We start from the raw sequence: 21,798 nt of genomic DNA on the forward strand, positions 1-21,798 counted from the left end.
CACATTCACCTTGGCAAAAAGGCACATGCGAAAATATGAATGGTTTAATTAGGCAATATTTACCTAAAGGGATTGATTTAAATCAGGCAGATCAGCATTATTTAAATCAAGTTGCCATGTCACTGAATACTCGTCCTAGAAAGGCGTTAGATTGGCTTACACCATTAGAGAAATTTGCTCAGCTTGTTGATTATCATATGGCTTTTGAAACTGTCGCACCTCATGTTTGAATTCGCCCACTAATTTATTGATTAATTTTATATTTTTATATAATTGCTTTTTTTATTATGTTACATATTTTATAGAAAATAACGATAAGAAAACCCACATAAATGTAGGTTTTCTTAAGTGAAATAATTATGAGTTTTTATCCATTTGTTGAGTAGTTGCTGGGTCATTCGAGCCATGTGTTCCATCATCATCTGTTGAATTTCGATCTTGGCAGGCACTCATACCCATTGCGATTGCAACTACCATACTCACTGCACAAAAAATTCTTAACATTGAGGTCACCCTTATAAATCTTAAGATGTAGGCTTATGAATAACATTATCTTATGTTGGCCTACCGCTGTGGTTCTCTTAAGTTTTGTAGGTTGTGCAAGCTTTTGTAAAAATCTAAATAATATAAATGTTAAAAAATTACTTTTCTTGCAATTGATATTTTAATTAAAATTTGGCAACGGCTATTTATTTAATTACATGATATTCATAAAATCAAAATTTCCCGCTCTTTTTTGACTTATGTTGAAATAAGTCATTACTTGCAAACACTATATAAATAAACAATTAATAAATATTTGATATATAAACATTAAAAATTATTTTTTAACCTCTATTGAACCATTATTCAATATTTTCAATTCTAAATAACTCATTATTTTATTAATGAAAATTTAAAAATATTAATATTTGTTTATATAAACCAATCTTTTATTTTTGCAATTGACCCGCTTTAAGGCTCAGCTTATGATGCTCCGGCTGACCTATTTTGTCAGTCGGTTTTAGCAGACCGTCTACCTAAGCGCACTAAAAACAAGTTTTTTGGTGTGTAGCCCCTCGTGCCTTTGACGGAGGAACGGGAGTGGGACACCTTCGGGTGTGCTGGTTTCTTAGGTATCAGTCTGCTAACCCTCTTTCGTTTCACCACCATAATTAATAGCAGTGATTGGGCGCAACTTCTTTCATCAAGGAGTCTCTAATGACTATTATTTTATATCGTGTTTTTTCTTCTACTCTTCATCACGTTATCGACTTAACTGAAACTATTTTCAAGAAAATATCCTACAGTTTTATGTTTCTGCTTTCCTATCTTTTCAGAGTAAATATTTCCATATTTAACGCTCGATAAAGACTAGAAAATTTCTATAAACATGACTTAACGATAACAACAACCAATGAAGAGCAATAATGATGTTTTTTTTATATCGTATTGTTTTAATCTGCACCCTATTAATAAGTTCTATAAGTTTATTAGGTTGCAGGTCTATCAGTAAAAATGAATTTAATACACATTGTGTTTGGGCAGGTCGTGCACTTTCACAATGCAACTGTATTTATAACTCTTTAGAAAAACATTATTCGCCGCAGTTTGTAGAGAACTTACCCAAAGTAAGCTTACAAAATATTAATGCGAATATGCACTTTGTGGAAACTATGAATGAAACTATGCACCAATGTCAGTTAAGCGCAAGAAAAGACTCAATTAACTAACTTTTGCATGCTCTACCAAGAAATCTAAAAAAGCCCTTACGCGCTTAGGGACATATTTATCATGTCCTATCCAAACAGCATGAAATTCTTCTGAAGCCTTGATATTCCAGTCTTCAAGGATTTTGACCAACTGTTTTTGTTCTAAAGCTTTTTTGACTTGGAATTGGTTAAGTTGTGCAATACCAGCACCTGCAAGCGCTAACTGCAAGATGGCTTCTCCATGATTTATTCTTAAAACCTTAGTGGGAGCAAGTGTGATTTCTTGATCGTCTTTTTTAAAAAGCCACGTTTTATTTTGACGTTGGTAACTTACGTCTAAAAGCTGATGTTCGTATAACTGTTCTGGATGCTGCGGATAACCATTCTTTTCAATATATGTAGGTGAACATACATAATGTTTCTGAGTGCGTCCGAGTGAGCGAGCAACCAAATTTGAGCTTTTCAAAGGTCCCGTGCGAATTGCAACATCAATTCTTTGTTCAACTAAATTAATGACTTCATCACTCAAATGAGCTTCTAATTCTATTTGTGGGTAGCGCTCGTTAAATAGAGAAATACAAGGCAATAAAAAATGCGTCCAATATGAAAGACTGGTATGAATTCTAATACGCCCTTGCGGCATGTGATTTGCAGTAACAGATTGTTCTAGTTCATCCAGATTATTAAGTATTTGAATGCCTTGCTCATAAAATTGGCATCCTTCACTGGTAAGCTGAAACTGGCGTGTTGAACGGTTCAGTAGTCTGACGCCAAGTCTTTTTTCTAAGCGTGAAATTAACTTACTCACAGCAGACGGCGTCATGTCACAAGCTCTTGCGACTGCTGAAAAGCTTCCTAACTCGACCACTCGAATAAAAATTGCCAACTCCCCAGACCGATTAATATCAAAATATGACATAACAAAATCTATTTATGAATTTCATTCACAAATCTTATTCCGCTTAGGTCGCTATAACAAGCCAGCAATTTGTTTCAAGATAACTTTAATTCGTTTTAAAGAGTTCACGAGATGAAACTTTATCAACCCGCCCTATTCTCTCTTGTTTTATTTACGAGCTTTGCACAAGCAGAAGTACAAAAGAGCCAGTGGGTTACCACTTGGGCAGCTAGTCCACAAAAAGTCTGGAATAAAGATTTCGTTTTCCCGACCAATATTCCAGATCAAATATCGAATCAGACCATTAAACAAATTAGTCAAATTAGTTTAGGTGGTGAAGCTATTAGACTCGTTTTTACCAATCAATATGGCGATCAACCGCTCTATATTGATAAAACTACCGTGGGGCTAGTCAAAGGACAAAGTCTTAAATCAAAGAGTGCTTATCCAGTTTATTTCTCTGGAAAGCTTAAAGCACAAATTTTACCAGGCAAACAACTGATGAGTGATCCAATCCAGCTCCCTGTTCCAGATCATGGGCAGTTAATGGTAAATACCTTTATTCAAAGGCCAACTACATTTAAAACTTTTCATTGGGATGCGAAACAAACCAGTTGGCTCATTACGGGTAACCAGACCGCGAACTTAAATACGCCTAGCAGTGCAAAAAAAACAACCGCACGATTATTATTATCGTCTATCGAAGTAAAACCAAAGCGTAAAGCCCATGTTGTTGCAGTCATTGGCGACTCAATTACCGATGGTGCAACTGCAACTCTAGACGCAAATACTCGATGGACCGACTTTTTAGCTAAGCGCTTATCGCCACATCAAGTCGCGGTCATTAACAGTGGAATTTCAGGAAATCGACTACTCACAGACGGTATGGGTGACAGTGCTTTAGATCGTTTGAAAAAAGAAATATTTCAATATTCAGGTGTGAAAACATTAATTGTTCTGGTGGGTATTAATGATATTTCATGGCCCGGTACTGCTTTTGCACCTAAACAACAAATACCGACTTTTGAAGCACTTACTCAAGGTTATAAACGTGTTGTAGATGAAGCACATCGCCAAGGTATTCAAGTGATTGGAGCAACCTTATTACCATTTTCAGGAGCTTTACCAAATACTCCTCTTGATAACTACTATCAACCGAATAAAGATGAATTACGTCAGCGCATTAATCACTGGATCAGAACCAGCCATACATTTGACGGCGTACTTGATCTTGAGCGAGGTTTAAAAGACCCTAAGCATCCTGACCGATTAAATCCAATTTATGATTCGGGAGATCATTTACATCCGAATGACCGTGGGAATCAACAAATGGCAAATCTGGTTGATGTAAACCAGTTACTCCATAATTAATGTCTAGATACAGGTAGGAATTTGCTTCCTACCTGTATCAATATGGATTAATTCCCCTCTAACTCGACATTAAGTTTTGGTGTAATAGGCTGTTTTTCAGCTGCATATCGTCTTAAAACCATGACGGCGAAAAGCGCTAAAATTGCAGGAATTGCGATCATCACAAAGTTCATCTTATGTGGTAACTCTAAACCCAATAACAGGCCCGTTAAGATAGGTCCAACAATAGCCCCAATTCGACCTACACCAGAGGCACAGCCAATCCCAGTAGAACGCACACTTAGTGGATAATATTGTGCAACATAGCTATAAAGAAGAATTGAAGTACCAATCGTTGCAGCTCCTGCAACGGTCACCAAACCATATAAAACATAGGCGGGTGACTTAAAGCCTAAACCGACTAAAGCTAAAACTCCCGCCAGTAGCATTCCCATAATTACCGGTTTTAAATGGAATTTATCAGACAAAATACCGCCGCCGATTGAACCGATCATTGCGCCAACATTTAGAGCAAGCAAGAACAAAATACTCTTTCCGAGTGAATAACCTGCTGCCAGCATGAGTTTTGGTAACCAGCTACTTAAGGCATACACCATGAGCAAGCACATAAAGAACACGAGCCAAAACATGAGTGTATTGAAAGCACGGCCTTGTTGAAATAATCCCTTTACAGAACTACCTGTTGGAACATTATCTTCATTAAGCACTAATTGCGTAGTGATCGTTAGGTTTTGTTCAGGCGAAATTTTTTGAATAATGCGCTGTGCTTGCTCAGTCTTACCCGTCTTAACTAAAAAGGTTAAAGACTCAGGTAAAAACTTCCAAATGACAGGTAATAAAAATAATGGAATACCGGCAATTAAAAACATAATTTGCCACCCCTGACTTTCAACCAAATAACTACCGATCAATGCTGAAAGTATTCCCCCAATTGCATAACCACTAAACATACTTCCCACCAAAGTACTTCTTATACGTTTAGGCGCATATTCTGATGTAAGTGCAACTAAATTTGGCATAACCCCACCAATGCCTAGTCCCGCCAAGAACCGAAGTACCCCAAACTCAAGTGGGCTTGATGCAAAAGCACCTAAAAAGGTAAAACCACTAAAAAAAGTCACACAGATTAAAATTACCTTTTTACGGCCTATTTTGTCTGCCAATGTTCCAAAGAACATTGCCCCAAACATCATTCCGCATAGTGCTGTACTTGCTAACATCCCCGCCTGTACAGCTGTTAACGACCACTCTTGCATTAGCAAAGGCAGTACCACGCCATAAATCACCAGATCATAACCATCAAAAATAATAATTAATAAACACCAAAGTAAAATACTCCAGTGAAAAGGGGTAAATCTGGCCTGATCAATAACTTCATTTACATTTAATTTAGATGTTGTCATTTACTCACCTCCTTTGTGAGATAAATTCATATTCAATTTTTTAAAACGACATACTGCACCCTAAAGAAAAAACAAATTATTCAAGGTTTTATTGAATAAATTAAAAGTCATAACTCGCCATCATATTGAAGCGGTTATCAATCCCGTTACGTCCATCAAAAGTTTCTCGTTCGCCATACACATATTCGACGCCCAAGGTAATTGGTTTGTATGGGTTATAAAGTGCATTCACCCAGCCCTGCCAAAGCTCTTTATTTTGGGTAGTGCTATTACGTTGTAATTCGGCAAAACGGTTATCATCTTTGGCTTTCATATATCCATAAGCTAAGGTTGAACGAATTTGCGGTGTAAATTGATGAGTAATACCTAAAGAAACGGTGTCAAATTCATTGCTATGCATATTGTTTTGATCATCTATTGCATAGCCGCTGTTACTCCATAGTAGGAAACGCCCATCTCCTTTGACATGGTAATAATCGGCTTTGAGTAATGTATCAGGTGTAATTTGGTATTTACCGCCGAAGCCTACGCCCCAAGCGACTTCCTCATCATGATTAGTTCTCTTTTCGGCAACAAAACTACGTCCCGACAACATCGAGCCATTGGCAAATTTATGATTTAAGCGCCCTACCAACGCTGGTAAACGCATTTTATTATCTGGGTCTGAAGTCGCAGTATATTTCGGATCTTCAACCGATATTGCAAAACTTGTATTTGCCGTTAAGTTATCGCTATAGCGAACTAGTGGTGATCTTAATAATGCACTGCCTACAAATGTGCCCGCATCAATCGTTTCCGGATAATATTCGGGTGCAATAAATGTTGACCACGTTTGACCAATCAACCATTTATCAAAGGTTAAATAAGCATGGCGTATCCGAAACTGATCACGACTGGCTGCCCCAAAGAAGTCCATTTCTAACTTTCCGCCCACCTCACCCGCGGCCGTCGGGGTTTTAAAATTCAACCCGAAACGTGTCACATTAACCGTACTGTGCAACTGGTCTTTTTGTGCAGATTCTTCTGGCGTGTTTTCAAGTGGAACACCGCTAATATTGTTATACATCGTAGATGCCCCCTTCATTTGATAAGAAGCATCTGCCCGTATATAACCATATAAGTTAAATTCTGCACCAGACTTGGTTAAACCTTGTTTTGTAGGCTGAATAGCTTGGGGCGTTGCAGTAGTTGCTAGCTCCACTCTTTGTTGCGATAAAGATTTTTGCGCCTGCATATTGGCTTGTAACATAGCCCGAAGTTCTTTCACTTCTTGGCGAAGTTGTGCTATTTCAGGATCTGTTTGACCTGCCAAAGCGAAAGACATAAACAGGGTCACAGAAACAGCCAACAGGCTTTTTTGAACCGTTGTATTTAAAACTTTCATCATGAAATTTTCCTTTTGATCTTTAATTAGACTTAAAGATCTCGACATCCTTTTTGTTATGTACCTATCTAAAATAGGTGCTTAAAATTTGCCTTCCTTTCACAAGAAAGACCTTCGATCATATTTTTTAGACAAAACCTCCCTAAAGCGGCCTGAAAACCACTTTTAATTTGTTTTAAGTAAAGCCAAATCTTCTAATTCTTTTCAGTTTTTATATTCTCTTCCTCATTGAGAATATGCAGGTTTTATATCCGTATTAACGCTTTCCCAAATCCATTATTTTTTTGCAATAAACCCTTGATACGTCAAAATTTGCGTATAAGGATGCACACTTTCAAAACCAGCTTTTTCTAAAAGTTTTATATATCCTTCAGTGGTTAGGCTAAAAAAGTCTTGCGCCATACGCTCTAACATTTTTTGACATTGTTCTTCTGTTAAGCCTTGTGCCAAACATAAATAACGTAAAGCTTGAAGATGCTGTGGATTTACACACGTCATTAAATCGTAGGTCAGCAAAATCGCTTTTTCTTTTAAGCGATCATAAATACCCTTAAAAAAAACAGGTTTTATGTCATCTGCAATAAAATGAGCTACGAGAATAGAAAGTGCAGCATCAAAGCAATTCTCAAGAGGTAAAGCTGACGTTTCACCGTGAACAAAGGTGACTTGAGAAGATTTATCTAAAAGTTCAACCTGTTCCTGAGCTTTTTGCAGCATAGTCAAAGATGGATCAACTGCTGTAAATTTCCAGTTTGGATGACGTTTAAGTAAATATTCGAGTTCATACCCCGTGCCACAACCCACAATTAAAATATGAGCATTTGGCGGCAACACTGATTGCAAAATGGCATCCACCTGTTGATGGATCACTTCATAACCCGGAATTAATTTACGAATATGTTCGTCATATCCTTCGACTACCTTTGGGCTATTAAAGTCTTTTGCCATTTTGTTTATCCTCTATTTAAACTGCCTTTCAACTTATAGTTTGCTGCACTTTGACCTGAATTTCGACTTCTTTAATCAAAGACATTTCCAGTTAAGTTAAGTTCAGCTCGCATAATTTCCTGCAATTTAAACTTTTGCGCTTTGCCTGAAGCTGTCATTGGAAACTCATTAAAGAATCGGACATAGCGCGGCACTTTATTATGAGAAATATGCTCTTTGCAGAATTGGCGAATGCTGTCTTCATCAATTTGATGATGCTCATGCAAAATAATACAAGCACAGAGTTCTTCACCATATCTAGCGTCTGGCAAGCCAATAACTTGCACATCGCTCACATCTGGATGAGTGTATAAAAAGTCTTCAATTTCTTTTGGAAAGAGATTTTCCCCACCGCGAATCACCACATCTTTAATACGGCCTTTAATTTTAATAAAACCCTCTTGATCCATTTCGGCAATATCACCTGTATGCATCCAGCCAGCAGCATCAATGACCTCTTTGGTCTTTTCTTCTTCGCCCCAATAGCCAGCCATCACTGAATAACCGCGAACGCATAGCTCACCCAAAGTTCCTTGCGGAACGATCTGCCCTTCTAAATCGACAATTTTAATTTCAACATGCGGATGAACATGACCAACTGTACTCACACGTTTATCAATCGAATCATTTACCGAGCTTTGTACACTCACTGGCGAGGTTTCGGTCATGCCATAACAAATGGTGATTTCAGACATATGCATTCGGTCTATAACACGTTGCATAATTTCACGTGGACAAGGACTACCTGCCATAATGCCTGTTCTTAAGCTCGATAGATCAAAATCATTAAACTGTTCATGCTCTAAGGTTGCAATAAACATGGTTGGCACGCCATACGCTGCCGTGCAACGCTCTTGATGAATCGCTTTTAAAGTTTCTAAAGGATTAAATACAGCCGATGGATAGACCATGGTTGCACCATGCGTAACACATGCCAAATTCCCCATCACCATGCCGAAACAATGAAACAACGGCACAGAAATACAGACTTTATCTTCCGCGGTTAAACGAATGCCTTCCCCCACGAAATAACCGTTATTTAAAATATTATGGTGGGTCAACATGGTCCCTTTAGGATTACCTGTTGTACCTGATGTAAATTGAATATTAATGGTTTCATCAAACTGAAGTTGCTTGGTTAATAGTTTTAATTGTTCTAGCTGTTCAGAAGTTGGTGTAGTGACTAAATCACTAAAGCGATGAATACCCGTATGTTGCTGATCATCAATTTTAATAACAAATTTTAAATGTGGTAGTCGTGCTGAACTCAGCACTTTATCTGCACTGTTAGTTAACTCAGGGGCAATTTTTGTGAGCAGTTCTTGGTAATCAGTCGTTTTGAATTGAGAAGCAATAATCAATCCTTTGCATGAGACCTTATTCAACACATATTCAAGTTCATGGCTTTTATAAGCTGTATTCAGGTTAACTAAAATAATCCCTGCTTTAAAAGCTGCAAATTGGGTTACCGTCCATTCCACACAATTAGGCGACCAGATCGCTAATCGATCTCCTTTTCTTAATCCCAATTTTAAAAGGCTACAAGCAAAAGCATTTACTTCATCCTGTAAAGCTTTGTAGGTTAATCGTCTGTTTTGGTGGAAACTGACGATTGCTTCCTTTTCTGCATATTGCCAACAGGCCTGATCGAATTGTTCACCAATGGTCATACCCAATAAGGGCTGTGTGCTTGGTCCCGAGGCGTAGCTTAACCGTTCTTGTTGCATTGAATCATTCTCCTTGATTCTTTTAATTCTCTTCTTACCTGATCTAATTGTTGTTACTGCAACTATTTTTCTAAACCGCCTGCTTTGTGTTGTTTTATCCTTTATATGCTCTATTTCCTCTGCACAGCATCTACACAAAAATCAGCAATCTGTTTTGAAAAATAGTCTTTGTGCGCATGATCAAACTTTGTATTTTGAGCTGGGTCTAGAGGTTCAACCACCACATAGGTCATGGCACCGACAACACAAAGTGCTGCTGTATTTAAATCATCCAAGACAAACTCACCACTTGCATTTCCATCCGCAAGTATTTTTTTAATACTTTGTTTAATCAATTGCTTCACACGAAAACGCTCATGTTCAACCGTTGAATCCACTGGTTCAAACATGAGTGAATATGCAAGCTGAGGACTATTCAGTGCCCTTTTTACAAAGGTTGCCACAGCCTTGTGTAATTTCTGCTTTGCCGATAAGTCACTTTCGGTAATCGAATCGATGACCAATAGTTCTGTATTAATAGCCTCGGACAAAACTTCAATCAGTACTTGGCTTTTATTATCAAAGTAGCGATAAACCAGTCCACTAGATACACCCGCCTGCTCTGCAATTGTTTGTATTTGTGCGTCTTTAAACCCTCCCTCTGAAATTAACTTTCTGGCTGAACTCAAAATCGACTTACGATTTTGTTCCATCCGCTCTTGCATTAAAGATGATCGTTTATAGCTCATAATTTATTCTCTAACAAATAAAATGAATTGTAAATCATTTTATGAATCAGTATTCACTTTTTTAAAAAATCATTGTATGGTAATTATCAAATACCCACAAAATATTTTATGGACAACAAATATAACCAATAGGATGAAGATATCATGAACCTACGCAGCTTGAATTTCGGTCTAGATGAAACTTTAATTGCGCTTCAAGATTCTGTGGCAGCATTTTGTGCAAAGGAAATTGCACCAATTGCCCAACAAGTTGATCAAGACAACAAATTCCCTGCACATCTCTGGAAAAAATTTGGAGATATGGGCCTTTTAGGCATGACGGTTTCTGAAGAATATGGCGGTGCCAATATGGGTTATTTAGCTCATATTATTGCTATGCAAGAAATTTCCCGTGCTTCGGCAGCCATTGGTTTGTCATACGGTGCTCATTCTAATTTATGTGTAAACCAGATTAACCGTAACGGTAACGAGCAGCAAAAACAAAAGTATTTACCAAAACTGATTTCCGGTGAATATGTGGGTGCCCTTGCGATGTCTGAACCGAATGCGGGCTCTGATGTCGTCAGCATGAAATTACGCGCCGAGCAAAAAGGTGATCACTTTGTTTTAAACGGTTCAAAAATGTGGATCACTAACGGCGGTGATGCAGATGTATTGGTGGTTTACGCCAAAACTGACCCACAAGCTGGCGCAAAAGGCATGACTGCTTTTTTAATTGAAAAAGGCATGAAAGGCTTTAGTCACGGCAACCATTTAGACAAACTCGGTATGCGTGGCTCTAACACTTACCCGCTGTTCTTTGACAATGTAGAAGTTCCTGCTGAAAACGTACTCGGTGGTGTTGGTAACGGTACAAAAGTACTGATGAGCGGCCTAGACTATGAACGTGCAGTTTTAAGTGCTGGCCCTTTAGGCATTATGGATGCCTGTCTGGATGTGGTAATTCCTTATTTACATCAACGCGAACAGTTTGGCCAAGCTTTAGGTGAATTCCAACTTATGCAAGGCAAACTTGCAGATATGTATTCAACTTGGTTGGCATGTAAAGCACTCGTTTATGCTGTTGGTGCTGCATGTGATAAAGCCGACCATGACCGCAGTCTACGTAAAGATGCCGCAAGTGCCATTTTATATGCTGCTGAAAAAGCAACATGGATGGCTGGTGAAGCAATTCAAACTTTAGGCGGTAATGGTTATATCAATGAATTCCCTGCTGGCCGTTTATGGCGTGATGCAAAACTTTATGAAATTGGTGCAGGAACTTCTGAAATTCGCCGCATGCTGATTGGCCGTGAACTCTTCAATGAAACCAAATAATAATTATAAATAAGGACGCATCTTATGAACCAATTACAAAGCAAGATTAATGTTCGAAGTGAAGACTTCAAAACAAACCAGCAAGCCATGCAAACATTGGTCACAGATCTCAAACAAGTTGCCCAGCGTATTGCGTTAGGTGGTGGTGAAAATGCCCGTCAAAAACATTTGGCTCGAGGTAAGCTTTTACCCCGCGAACGTATTGATCAACTGATTGATGTCGGCACGGCATTTTTAGAAATTGGTCAATTGGCAGCGTACAACGTTTATGAAGATGATGTACCTGCCGCTGGGGTGATCGCGGGTATTGGTCAGGTCAACGGCATCACTTGCATGATCGTTGCTAACGATGCAACGGTTAAAGGTGGAACGTATTACCCACTTACGGTTAAAAAGCATTTACGCGCACAAGAAATTGCTGAACAAAATCACTTGCCTTGTATTTATTTGGTGGATTCTGGTGGTGCCTATTTACCAATGCAAGATGAAGTTTTCCCAGACCGTGATCACTTTGGGCGTATTTTCTATAATCAGGCACGCATGTCGAGCCTAGGTATTGCCCAAATTGCTGTGGTGATGGGTAGCTGTACCGCAGGTGGTGCTTATGTTCCTGCCATGTCTGATGAAACCATTATTGTCCGTAATCAAGGTACAATATTCTTAGGCGGCCCTCCTCTAGTAAAAGCTGCAACTGGCGAAGTGGTGAGTAGTGAAGATTTAGGTGGTGGTGATGTCCACACACGTCTTTCAGGTGTGGCTGACCATTTAGCCGAAAATGATGAACATGCAATTGCGATTGCACGAAACATTGTCGCTAACCTTAATAAAAAGCCAAATGAGTTAAATAAACAAGTTGATGAACCATTGTTTGATGCATCAGAACTCTATGGTGTGGTGCCAAGTGATGCGCGTAAACCTTTCGATGTACATGAAGTGATTGCCCGTATTGTAGATGGCTCACGTTTTGATGAGTTTAAAGCACGTTTTGGTTCAACACTGATTACCGGTTTCGCTTCACTCTATGGTATGCCAGTCGGGATTATTGCCAATAACGGGATTTTATTTTCCGAGTCTGCACAAAAAGGTGCGCACTTTATTGAGCTGTGCACTCAGCGCAATATTCCATTGTTATTCCTACAAAACATTACGGGCTTTATGGTTGGTCGCCAGTATGAAAATGAAGGGATTGCAAAAAACGGCGCTAAATTGGTTATGGCAGTTGCAACCGCAAATGTACCAAAACTCACCTTGATTATTGGTGGTTCGTTTGGTGCGGGTAACTACGGTATGTGCGGACGTGCTTATTCACCACGCTTTTTATGGACTTGGCCGAACTCTCGTATTTCAGTGATGGGCGGCGAACAAGCGGCAAGCGTCCTCTCGACTTTAAAACGTGATCAGATTGAGCAAAAAGGTGCCCAGTGGTCAGTACAAGAAGAAGACGAATTTAAACAACCGATTCGTGAACAATACGAGCGTCAAGGCCATCCGTATTATGCTTCTGCCCGACTTTGGGATGATGGTGTAATTGACCCAGCTCAAACTCGTCAGGTACTTGGTTTAAGTCTTGCTGCTGCTATGAATGCACCAATCCAACCAACCAAATTTGGCGTGTTCCGCATGTAAGAGGTGTATATGAGCTATCAATTTTTACAACTCGAACAACAAGATCGGGTTGCCTATGTTTGGCTGAACCGCCCTGAATTGCACAATGCTTTTAATACTACAGTCATTGAAGAATTGCATGCCTGTTTTAAGCAAATTAATACACGTGATGACATTCGTGTTGTGGTTTTAGCTGGTCGCGGCAAAAGCTTTTCAGCAGGTGCCGACCTCAACTGGATGAAACAAGCAGGTCAGGCATCTTCAGCTGAAAATGAAGCAGATGCATTAAAACTTGCCCAAATGTTAGATGCACTTGCAACACTTAAACAACCGACTATTGCCCGCGTGCATGGCATTGCCTTTGGTGGTGGTATGGGTTTAGCGTCAGCATGTGATATTTGCATTGCCAGCACTGATGCCAAGTTTGCAACATCTGAGGTTCGTTTAGGACTTGCTCCATCTACCATTAGTCCCTATGTAATTCGTGCGATTGGTGCAAGACAAGCCTCTCGTTACTTCTTAACTGCAGAGCGAATTTCAGCACGTGAAGCCAAACACATTGGTTTGGCACACGAAGTTGCAGATGCTGAAGACTTAGATAAAAAAGTTCAAGAAATTATTGATGCTCTATTACTCGGTGGCCCGCACGCTCAAGCGGCCTCAAAACAACTCATTCAAATGGTGAGCAACCAGACCATGAGTAATGACTTGCTGCAACAGACAGCACATCATATTGCTCAAGTTCGTCAAGGCAGTGAGGCAAAAGAAGGTCTGAGTGCTTTTTTAAATAAGCAACAGCCTGCTTGGATTTCTAACTCGAATAACAACAATTAAGGACGATCATCATGTTTGAAAAGATTTTAATTGCGAACCGTGGCGAGATTGCCTGCCGCGTAATTCGTACAGCTAAAAAATTAGGTATTAGAACGGTTGCCGTTTACTCAGATGCAGACGCAAATGCACAACATGTCAAACTTGCAGATGAAGCGATTTATATTGGTCAGTCCCCTGCAACGCAAAGTTATTTACAAGCAGACCGCATTATTCAGGCAGCGATCGATACGGGCAGCCAAGCGGTTCACCCAGGCTACGGCTTCCTTTCAGAAAATGATCAGTTTGCACTCGCTTGCCAACAACACAATATTTGCTTTATTGGCCCACCAGTGGATGCCATTTTAGCAATGGGCTTAAAAGCGACCTCTAAAGCTTTAATGGAAAAAGCAGGTGTTCCTTTAACACCGGGCTATCACGGAACCAACCAAGATGCTGACTTTTTAAAACAGCAGGCAGATCGAATTGGATATCCTGTTTTAATTAAAGCCAGTGCGGGCGGCGGTGGTAAAGGCATGAGTCTGGTTGAACGCAGTGAAGACTTTTTGCATGCCTTAGCCTCTTGTAAACGTGAAGCTAAATCGAGCTTTGGTAATGATGATGTCTTGATTGAGCGTTATGTGATTCAACCTCGCCATATTGAAGTACAAGTGTTTGGCGATACACATGGCAATTATGTACATTTGTTTGAACGTGATTGTTCGGTACAGCGTCGCCATCAAAAAGTGTTAGAAGAAGCCCCTGCTCCACAAATGCCAAGCGAGAAGCTCGATGCAATGCGCCAAGCTGCAATTGATGCTGCGCGTGCGGTAAATTATGTCGGTGCTGGTACAGTTGAGTTTATTGTGGAACAAGATGGAACGGCGTATTTCATGGAAATGAATACCCGTTTACAAGTCGAACACCCTGTCACCGAAATGATTACAGGTGAAGACTTGGTTGAGTGGCAACTTCGTGTGGCTTATGGTGAACCTTTACCTAAACTACAAAACGAATTGCAGATTCACGGACATGCGCTCGAAGCACGGATTTATGCTGAGGAACCTGAAAAAGGCTTTTTACCTGCCATTGGTAAAATTGACTATTTGCGTTACCCAACTCAAAACCAATATGTGCGTGTAGACAGCGGTATTGTTGAAGGCGATGAAATCACGACCTATTACGACCCAATGATTGCCAAACTCATTGTATGGGGTAAAAACCGTGAAGCTGCGCTCATTCAAATGCAACACGCTTTAAGCCAATTCCATGTCGATGGCTTAGGCAACAATATTGCCTTTCTGGAAAAGATTGTTCGTAGTGAATCTTTTAAACAAGCCAAGCTTGATACCAACCTGATTCAACGTGAACAAAACTTCTTGTTTAGTCCTGAAGAAATTAAACCGGAACTGGTGGTAGCAGCAGCATTTATTGAGTTTTTAAGCCAACTTAATAACAACAGCTCAAACCAAAAACAGCTTTGGCAAACTCAGCCACTTTGGCGTTTAAATATTGCTTATCAGCACAGCATCAAACTGAATTATTTAAACCAAAATACCCAAATCAAGTTTGCCTCAAATGAACATGGCTTCACCGCAGAATATAACGGTCAAAGCTACCCGATTTCAGGTCAATTGCTTGATGCGCATATGGCATCTGTTCAAATTGGTGGGACTCAGCAAAAGCTATCTTTTAACCAAAGTCAGCAAGGCATTACCTTGTTCCAAAATGGACAAAGCTATAAGTTTGCATATATTCGCCAAGACTTTAATCAAGCAGATAGCCAAGCCGATGAAGGTCACTTAAAAGCACCGATGCCGGGTGTAGTCACGCAAGTGCTAGTCAGTGCAAATCATAGCGTAAAGAAAGATGATATTTTAATGACGCTTGAAGCCATGAAAATGGAATATACCATTCGTGCGCCTAAAGACGGCGTGATTGTAGACTCCTATTTCCAAGTCGGTGATCAGGTCAAAGCTGGCGACGAGCTTGTTGAATTTCAGCCTGCACAGGAGGAAGTTGCATGAGTGAGTTTGTCAAAATCGTGGAGGTCGGTCCCAGAGACGGCCTCCAAAATGAAAAGCAGGCTTTGACTGTCGAACAACGCTTAAACTTTATTAATGACCTTATTAATGCAGGTCTGAAATCGATTGAAGTCGGTTCATGCGTTTCGGCAAAATGGGTACCGCAAATGGCTCAAAGTGATGAGCTATTTAAGCTGTTACCCCAAACAACTGATGTGCAATTTAGCCTGCTCACCCCCAATATCAAAGGTTTTGAAACTGCTCAAGCGGTAGGATGCAAAGAGGTTGCGGTGTTTACCGCAGCTTCTGAAAGTTTTACCCGCAAAAATATCAACTGCTCTATTGATGAAAGCTTTGAAAAATTTAGCGATGTCATGAGCGCGGCAAAAGCGCATAACATCCGTGTGCGCGGTTATGTCTCTTGCGTTGTCGACTGTCCTTATGAAGGTGCAATTGCCCCTGAACAAGTGGTAAAAGTTGTTAAACGGCTCTATGACATGGGCTGCTATGAGGTGTCTTTAGGTGAAACTATTGGTACCGCAACACCAGATCGCGTTCAAAAGGTTTGGCAAGCCTGTCTTGCTGAACTCGACAGCAAGGTTTTGGCAGGACATTTCCACAATACCTATGGCATGGCGATTGCCAATATTTATCAGTCTTTACAGCAAGGCATTCGTGTTTTTGACTCGTCCCTTGCAGGACTCGGTGGTTGCCCTTATGCCAAAGGTGCCTCTGGTAATGTATCGACCGAAGATTTGTTTTATTTGTTGTCGCACATGGGGTTTGAAACTGGCATTGACTTAGAAAAACTGATGCAAGCCAGTCAAAATATTAGCAATGTATTAAACCGAAAAAGCTTGTCGAATTATGCAAATGCTTATTGGCAAACCAAGTGTGCGTAGTCATTAATTAAAATAGCTCAGCATCTGGTATAAAACTTAATATTAGGCTGAGTACCAGATCATCCTATCTCATCTTTATCTCATTTCGTTCAGGAATTGGGACTAATTCCCTTATGCAATTTTTTTAAAATTTATCGTTTATCTCTGTATTAAATGCCTCTTTCAAAAGAAGCATTCTCTACCCTATTTTTATTCTAATCTGTATTATTCTTCATACTTTTTTATCTTAGTCCTTAAAAAATTTATCTCATTATTTATAAAAATAAGATGCATCCATTTCAATTCTTGGAGAAATATATTCTTCCACCCAATCTAACCATGCACGTGTTTTGGCATCGATAAAATGGCGTGAAGGCAACAAGGTATAAACTCCGATATCGGGCGAACGCCACTCTGGCAAGATATGACATAATCTTCCATTTTGAACCGCATCTAAAGCCGAAAACATCGGCAATAATGCGATGCCCATATCTTGTTGCACTACATCTAATAATAACTCAGGGTTATCTGCAATGAGTTGCCCGCCAATGTCGATTTGGTAAGACTCACCACTTGTATTTAATAAGTGCCAATCTGGTGTAATAGACGGGTTTACCAAGCGTAAACAGGCATGATCTTTTAAGTCTTCTGGGGACTTCGGCATACCATGCTTTTCTAAATAAGCAGGTGAAGCACATAAAACAGAAAAGATAGTGCCAATTCTGCGTGCGACAAAACGAGAGTCTGTTAATGATTCAGTCAGATAAAGACTGACATCCACCCCTTTTGCCAACAAGTCTGGAACGTACTGTGAAGTCGTATATTCCACTGTTAATTCGGGGTAATGCTTACAAAACTCGGCCATCACTGGAAAAACATAATGATGCCCAAAGCTTCCCATGCTTAATACACGTAAACGGCCTTTGGGTTTAGATGCTGTTCCTGTTACTTCTGATTCTGCTTCATCCACCATTGAAATGACTTGCCGACAGCGTTCTGCGTAAGTCGCACCAATATCGGTCAGTGCCTGCTGGCGTGTTGAGCGTTGTATTAATTTTGTACCTAAGCGTGTTTCTAGCTCGCTGATAAGACGTGAAACCTGTGCTGTGGTCAGATCCATCTGCTCAGCTGCTGCTGTGAAACTCCCGCTATCAATCACTTTCAGGAATGCATGCATTGCATGCAATAGTCCACCATCGAGATTTTTGCGCATAACGTAAATATGTTTTCCTAAATTACGGATTGTTGCACCAGTTTAGATCAACCACAATGACTAAATGTACATACATTGGCACTAATTCTTTTTAAGAAGAGGAACCGATCTTTTTTTATTTCGTATGTCACTTGCTCCAAATATTCAACTGGATGTTGAAAAAAGAAAGTAGTCCGAGCTACTAAAAATTCTAAGGAGATATAAATGAATATAGCTACAAAAGTCACTCCAAATATTATTGCAACAAAGGATGTGTCACTTGAAGATAAATATGTAAGTGATAACGGTACAGCATATATGACCGGCATTCAGGCACTTGTTCGTTTGCCTCTTGCCCAAACTCGCCGTGACGCGATGAATGGTTATCATACTGCTGGTTTTATTTCTGGTTATCGCGGTTCTCCTGTTGGTAACTATGATAGTTTCCTTTGGCAAGTTCAGGGATTACTTAAATCCCATGATGTTGTATTTCAACCTGGTGTAAACGAAGACTTGGCTGCTACCGCTATTTGGGGTACCCAACAAGTTAATCTTTCAGGCCAAGGCAAATATGATGGAGTGTCTTCATGGTGGTATGGTAAAGGCCCGGGTGTTGACCGTTCAGGCGATGTACTCCGCCATGCGAACTTAGCTGGTACCTCTGAACGTGGTGGTGTGGTTGCTTTATTTGGTGATGACCACTCATGTAAATCTTCTACAATCCCGCATCAGTCTGAACATGTCATGATTGGTTGCGGTATTCCCATTTTCTATCCAACATCCGTTCAACAAATTTTAGACTTTGGTGTTCACGCTATTGCAGTTTCACGTTTTTCTGGCCTTTGGTCTTCAATGAAGCTGGTGAGTGAAATTGTAGAGACTTCTGCTTCTGTTCATGTCGACCTAGACCGTGTTACTCCGGTTATACCAGAAGATGTCAATTTCCCAGAGGGTGGTGTCAATATTCGTTGGCCAGACCACGGCATTCAGCAAGAAGAACGTCTTTATAAATATCGCTTACCTGCTGTTTTGGCCTATGCCCGTGCCAACAAAATCAACACCGTTACATGGCCTTGTGAAAATGCCCGTATTGGTATTGCTGCAAGTGGTAAAGGTTATTTAGATACCATTGAAGCCTTACGCATTTTAGGTATTGAAGATGAAACTGCCCAACAGCTTGGGTTACGTGTTTATCAGGTTGGGATGATTTGGCCTTTAGAACCACAAGGCGTTCGTGAGTTTGCCGAAGGTTTACAAGAACTGATCGTTATTGAAGAAAAACGTCCAATTATTGAAACACAAATTAAAGATGAGCTGTACTCACTTCCTGATGGCAAACGTCCACATGTTATTGGTAAAGCAACTGACGGCAAAGGCGAATGGAGTACTTCTATTGAAGAAGCACCGCTCATTGGTCACTATGAGTATCAGCCTGAACCGATTGCAAAAATGTTGGCTGCTCGCTTCTTAAAACTTGATATTCCAGAAAACTTAAAAGCACAAATCCAAAGCAGAATCGACTTACTGCTAAAAGCAGAGCAAGAATCAAAACGTGTAATTGATCTTGCAGAACGTAAACCATATTTCTGTAGTGGTTGCCCACATAACTCATCAACAGTCGTCCCTGAAGGTAGCCGTGCATTAGGCGGTATCGGTTGTCACTATATTGCAGTTTCACTTGACCGCGGTACAGAAACTTTCTCTCAAATGGGCGGTGAAGGTGTAAGTTGGGTCGGTGCATCACCATTTACCAATGAAAAACATATTTTTGCTAACCTTGGTGACGGAACTTACTTCCACTCAGGTTATTTAGCAATTCGTCAGTCTATTGCTGCAAAAACCAATATTACCTACAAAATCCTCTACAACGATGCAGTCGCTATGACAGGTGGTCAGCATGTAGATGGACATTTGAGCGTTGCGCAGTTAACTCGTCAGCTTGCTGCCGAAGGCATTAAAAAACAAGTCATCGTGACGGATGAAGTTAAACTATTAAACGAAGAAGATGGCATTGCACCGGGTGTCGAAATTCGCCACCGTAATGAACTCGATACAGTTCAACGTGAGCTTCGTGAAGTTACAGGTGTCACCGCTTTAATTTATGTACAAACATGTGCCAGCGAAAAACGCCGTCGTCGCAAACGTGATGCCTACCCTGATCCGGCTGAGCGTTTATACATTAATAGTGATATTTGCGAAGGCTGTGGCGACTGTTCGAAAAAATCAAACTGTTTATCTATTGAACCTGTAGAAACAGCTTTAGGGACTAAACGTCAAATTAACCAAAGTAGCTGTAACAAAGACTTCACTTGTGCCGAAGGGTTCTGCCCTAGTTTCGTAACTGTTCATACACGTGATATGAAACGTCCAGCTAAATTTGAAGGTATTGGTGCAGGCTGGCCGACATCACCCGTTATTCCTCAGTTATATGACGTTCCAAGCCGTATTATGGTTGGTGGTATTGGTGGTACAGGTGTTGTGACTATTGGTGCACTGCTTGGTATGGCGGCTCACCTAGAAGGTAAAGCAACCCGTGTTATGGACATGGCAGGTCTTGCCCAAAAAGGTGGTACGGTTTATTCATACGTTCAACTTGCGGCAAGTGATGAGCAAATTTCTTCTACCAAAATTCCGGCAGGACAATGTGAATTACTCATCGGTGCAGATGCCGTAGTGGCTGGTGGTAGCGCTGCTCTATCTCGCTTAAAAGATGATGCTTTAGTTATTGTGAATGAAGACAGCACTCCTACTTCTGAGTTTATTAAATCTCGTGACTGGTATGCGCCTATTAGTGATTTAATTGATCGTCTTCGTGGTCGTGTTCGTCAAGGTCAACTGGTTTCTCTGCCAGCGGCTCGAATTGCAACTCAGCTCTTAGGTGATTCAATCTATACCAACCAGTTATTACTCGGTATGGCATGGCAGTCTGGACGCATTCCGCTATTACGTGAAAGTATTGAAAAAGCAATTCGCTTAAATGGTACTGCCGTTGAAAAGAACCTCGAAGCTTTCCGTGTGGGTTGTCATCTTGCAAGTGACCCAACTTTAGCTGGACGCTTAGTTGCGGCAATGCCAAAAACCAAAACTCCGCAAACTTTGGCTGAACTTGTTGAAGATCGTTCTGCTCGTCTAACAGACTACTGGAATGAAGCTTATGCAGCTAAATACCGCACACTTGTAGAATTGGCAGCTAAAAAGTTACCAGAAGAGTTAACAGGTACAATTGCAACTCAGCTATACAGAGTCATGGCTTATAAAGATGAATATGAAGTTGCACGTCTTTTAACAGGTAAAAGCTTCAAAGAATCAATTGAAACCCAGTTTGGTAAAGGCTTACGTTTAACGTATCACCTTGCCCCACCAGCATTACTCGGTGGTCTAAAAAATGTCCGTAAACGTGCGTTTGGTTACTGGATGCGCTTCCCAATGATGATGCTTGCTCGCTTACAATGGCTTCGTGAAACTTTCCTTGACCCATTTGCACGTCAAGAAGAGCGTCAACACGAACAAGCTTGGCGTGACCGTTACATCGCATTTGTTGAAGCACTTGTTGAAGCACCAGACAATCATAACTTGGCAGTTGCTGAACAAATTGCAAAATTACCGGCAGAAGTTCGTGGTTATGGTCATATCAAAATGAAAGCAATGGACGCTGCAAAACAACGTTGGGATGAACTTACACCAACACTGCTAAAAGTCCGTAACTAAAATTAAATCTCAAAATAAAAAAGTCATCCTTAGGGATGACTTTTTATTTGTACTTAAAATTTAATTTTAAGT

Annotated in this window: 16 protein-coding genes and 1 pseudogene; 9 read left to right on the top strand and 8 right to left on the bottom strand. The window is 40.3% G+C overall.

Annotated features, from left to right (window positions below; all coding sequences use genetic code 11):
• Window positions 1-230, top strand: a pseudogene (locus tag HMPREF0013_RS08780) (IS30 family transposase); the annotation flags it as partial.
• A gap of 127 nt (window positions 231-357) precedes the next feature.
• On the opposite strand, the gene HMPREF0013_RS25085 reads toward HMPREF0013_RS08780, so the two are convergent.
• On the bottom strand, window positions 358-504 hold the full coding sequence (locus HMPREF0013_RS25085; RefSeq protein WP_002114459.1) for a hypothetical protein: 147 nt from the start codon (window positions 502-504) through the stop codon (window positions 358-360).
• Window positions 505-1,409: 905 nt separating this feature from the next.
• On the opposite strand from HMPREF0013_RS25085, the gene HMPREF0013_RS25250 reads away from it, so the two are divergent.
• The gene (locus tag HMPREF0013_RS25250) at window positions 1,410-1,712 is read left to right on the top strand and encodes a hypothetical protein (protein WP_016806122.1); all 303 of its coding nucleotides are present in this window, start codon (window positions 1,410-1,412) and stop codon (window positions 1,710-1,712) included.
• Here HMPREF0013_RS25250 and HMPREF0013_RS08795 read toward each other — a convergent pair.
• Window positions 1,705-2,610, bottom strand: coding sequence for a LysR family transcriptional regulator (locus HMPREF0013_RS08795; protein WP_005076569.1), 906 nt, complete (start codon window positions 2,608-2,610; stop codon window positions 1,705-1,707). The genes HMPREF0013_RS25250 and HMPREF0013_RS08795 overlap by 8 nt on opposite strands.
• A gap of 111 nt (window positions 2,611-2,721) precedes the next feature.
• On the opposite strand from HMPREF0013_RS08795, the gene HMPREF0013_RS08800 reads away from it, so the two are divergent.
• Window positions 2,722-3,960, top strand: coding sequence for an SGNH/GDSL hydrolase family protein (locus tag HMPREF0013_RS08800; protein ID WP_002114468.1), 1,239 nt, complete (start codon window positions 2,722-2,724; stop codon window positions 3,958-3,960).
• Window positions 3,961-4,007: 47 nt separating this feature from the next.
• Here HMPREF0013_RS08800 and HMPREF0013_RS08805 read toward each other — a convergent pair whose 3' ends face one another.
• The 5 genes from HMPREF0013_RS08805 to HMPREF0013_RS08825 all read right to left on the bottom strand — a co-directional run bounded on the left by HMPREF0013_RS08805 (window position 4,008) and on the right by HMPREF0013_RS08825 (window position 10,189).
• Window positions 4,008-5,363: an MFS transporter gene (locus HMPREF0013_RS08805; RefSeq protein ID WP_005802478.1), complete on the bottom strand. Its 1,356-nt coding sequence runs from the start codon at window positions 5,361-5,363 to the stop codon at window positions 4,008-4,010.
• 100 nt (window positions 5,364-5,463) lie between these two features.
• Window positions 5,464-6,747, bottom strand: a complete 1,284-nt coding sequence (locus tag HMPREF0013_RS08810) for a DcaP family trimeric outer membrane transporter (protein ID WP_023187918.1) — start codon at window positions 6,745-6,747, stop codon at window positions 5,464-5,466.
• Between the two features lie 276 nt (window positions 6,748-7,023).
• Window positions 7,024-7,695, bottom strand: coding sequence for a class I SAM-dependent methyltransferase (locus HMPREF0013_RS08815; RefSeq protein WP_002114208.1), 672 nt, complete (start codon window positions 7,693-7,695; stop codon window positions 7,024-7,026).
• Between the two features lie 71 nt (window positions 7,696-7,766).
• Window positions 7,767-9,461, bottom strand: a complete 1,695-nt coding sequence (locus tag HMPREF0013_RS08820; RefSeq protein WP_002114570.1) for an AMP-binding protein — start codon at window positions 9,459-9,461, stop codon at window positions 7,767-7,769.
• A 110-nt stretch (window positions 9,462-9,571) separates the two neighbouring features.
• Entirely contained in the window at window positions 9,572-10,189 is a 618-nt protein-coding gene (locus HMPREF0013_RS08825; protein WP_002114305.1) for a TetR/AcrR family transcriptional regulator, read from the bottom strand.
• A 144-nt stretch (window positions 10,190-10,333) separates the two neighbouring features.
• Between HMPREF0013_RS08825 and HMPREF0013_RS08830 the strand changes: the two genes are divergently transcribed.
• The 5 genes from HMPREF0013_RS08830 to HMPREF0013_RS08850 are packed head-to-tail and all read left to right on the top strand — an operon-like array spanning window position 10,334 to window position 16,847.
• Window positions 10,334-11,506 carry an isovaleryl-CoA dehydrogenase gene (locus tag HMPREF0013_RS08830; protein WP_002114559.1) on the top strand — a complete coding sequence of 391 codons (1,173 nt, stop codon included), beginning with the start codon at window positions 10,334-10,336 and terminating at the stop codon, window positions 11,504-11,506.
• Between the two features lie 24 nt (window positions 11,507-11,530).
• The gene (locus HMPREF0013_RS08835; protein WP_002114270.1) at window positions 11,531-13,132 is read left to right on the top strand and encodes a carboxyl transferase domain-containing protein; all 1,602 of its coding nucleotides are present in this window, start codon (window positions 11,531-11,533) and stop codon (window positions 13,130-13,132) included.
• A gap of 9 nt (window positions 13,133-13,141) precedes the next feature.
• Window positions 13,142-13,945, top strand: a complete 804-nt coding sequence (locus HMPREF0013_RS08840; RefSeq protein WP_002114236.1) for an enoyl-CoA hydratase/isomerase family protein — start codon at window positions 13,142-13,144, stop codon at window positions 13,943-13,945.
• A gap of 11 nt (window positions 13,946-13,956) precedes the next feature.
• Complete coding sequence (locus tag HMPREF0013_RS08845; protein WP_002114244.1) at window positions 13,957-15,948, top strand: acetyl/propionyl/methylcrotonyl-CoA carboxylase subunit alpha; 1,992 nt, start codon at window positions 13,957-13,959, stop codon at window positions 15,946-15,948.
• The gene (locus HMPREF0013_RS08850; protein ID WP_002114272.1) at window positions 15,945-16,847 is read left to right on the top strand and encodes a hydroxymethylglutaryl-CoA lyase; all 903 of its coding nucleotides are present in this window, start codon (window positions 15,945-15,947) and stop codon (window positions 16,845-16,847) included. Before HMPREF0013_RS08845 ends, HMPREF0013_RS08850 begins: the two co-directional genes overlap by 4 nt.
• A 250-nt stretch (window positions 16,848-17,097) precedes the next feature.
• Here the strand turns inward: HMPREF0013_RS08850 and HMPREF0013_RS08855 are convergent, their stop codons facing one another.
• Window positions 17,098-18,039 (bottom strand): LysR family transcriptional regulator, encoded by a 942-nt coding sequence (locus HMPREF0013_RS08855; RefSeq protein WP_002114430.1) that lies wholly within the window; start codon window positions 18,037-18,039, stop codon window positions 17,098-17,100.
• A 204-nt stretch (window positions 18,040-18,243) separates the two neighbouring features.
• Here HMPREF0013_RS08855 and HMPREF0013_RS08860 point away from each other — a divergent pair, with 204 nt between their 5' ends.
• Window positions 18,244-21,726, top strand: a complete 3,483-nt coding sequence (locus HMPREF0013_RS08860; RefSeq protein WP_002114166.1) for an indolepyruvate ferredoxin oxidoreductase family protein — start codon at window positions 18,244-18,246, stop codon at window positions 21,724-21,726.
• Window positions 21,727-21,798 lie beyond the last annotated feature (72 nt).

This window comes from Acinetobacter sp. SH024, from assembly GCF_000163635.1.
GTDB classification, from domain to species: Bacteria; Pseudomonadota; Gammaproteobacteria; order Pseudomonadales; family Moraxellaceae; genus Acinetobacter; species Acinetobacter pittii.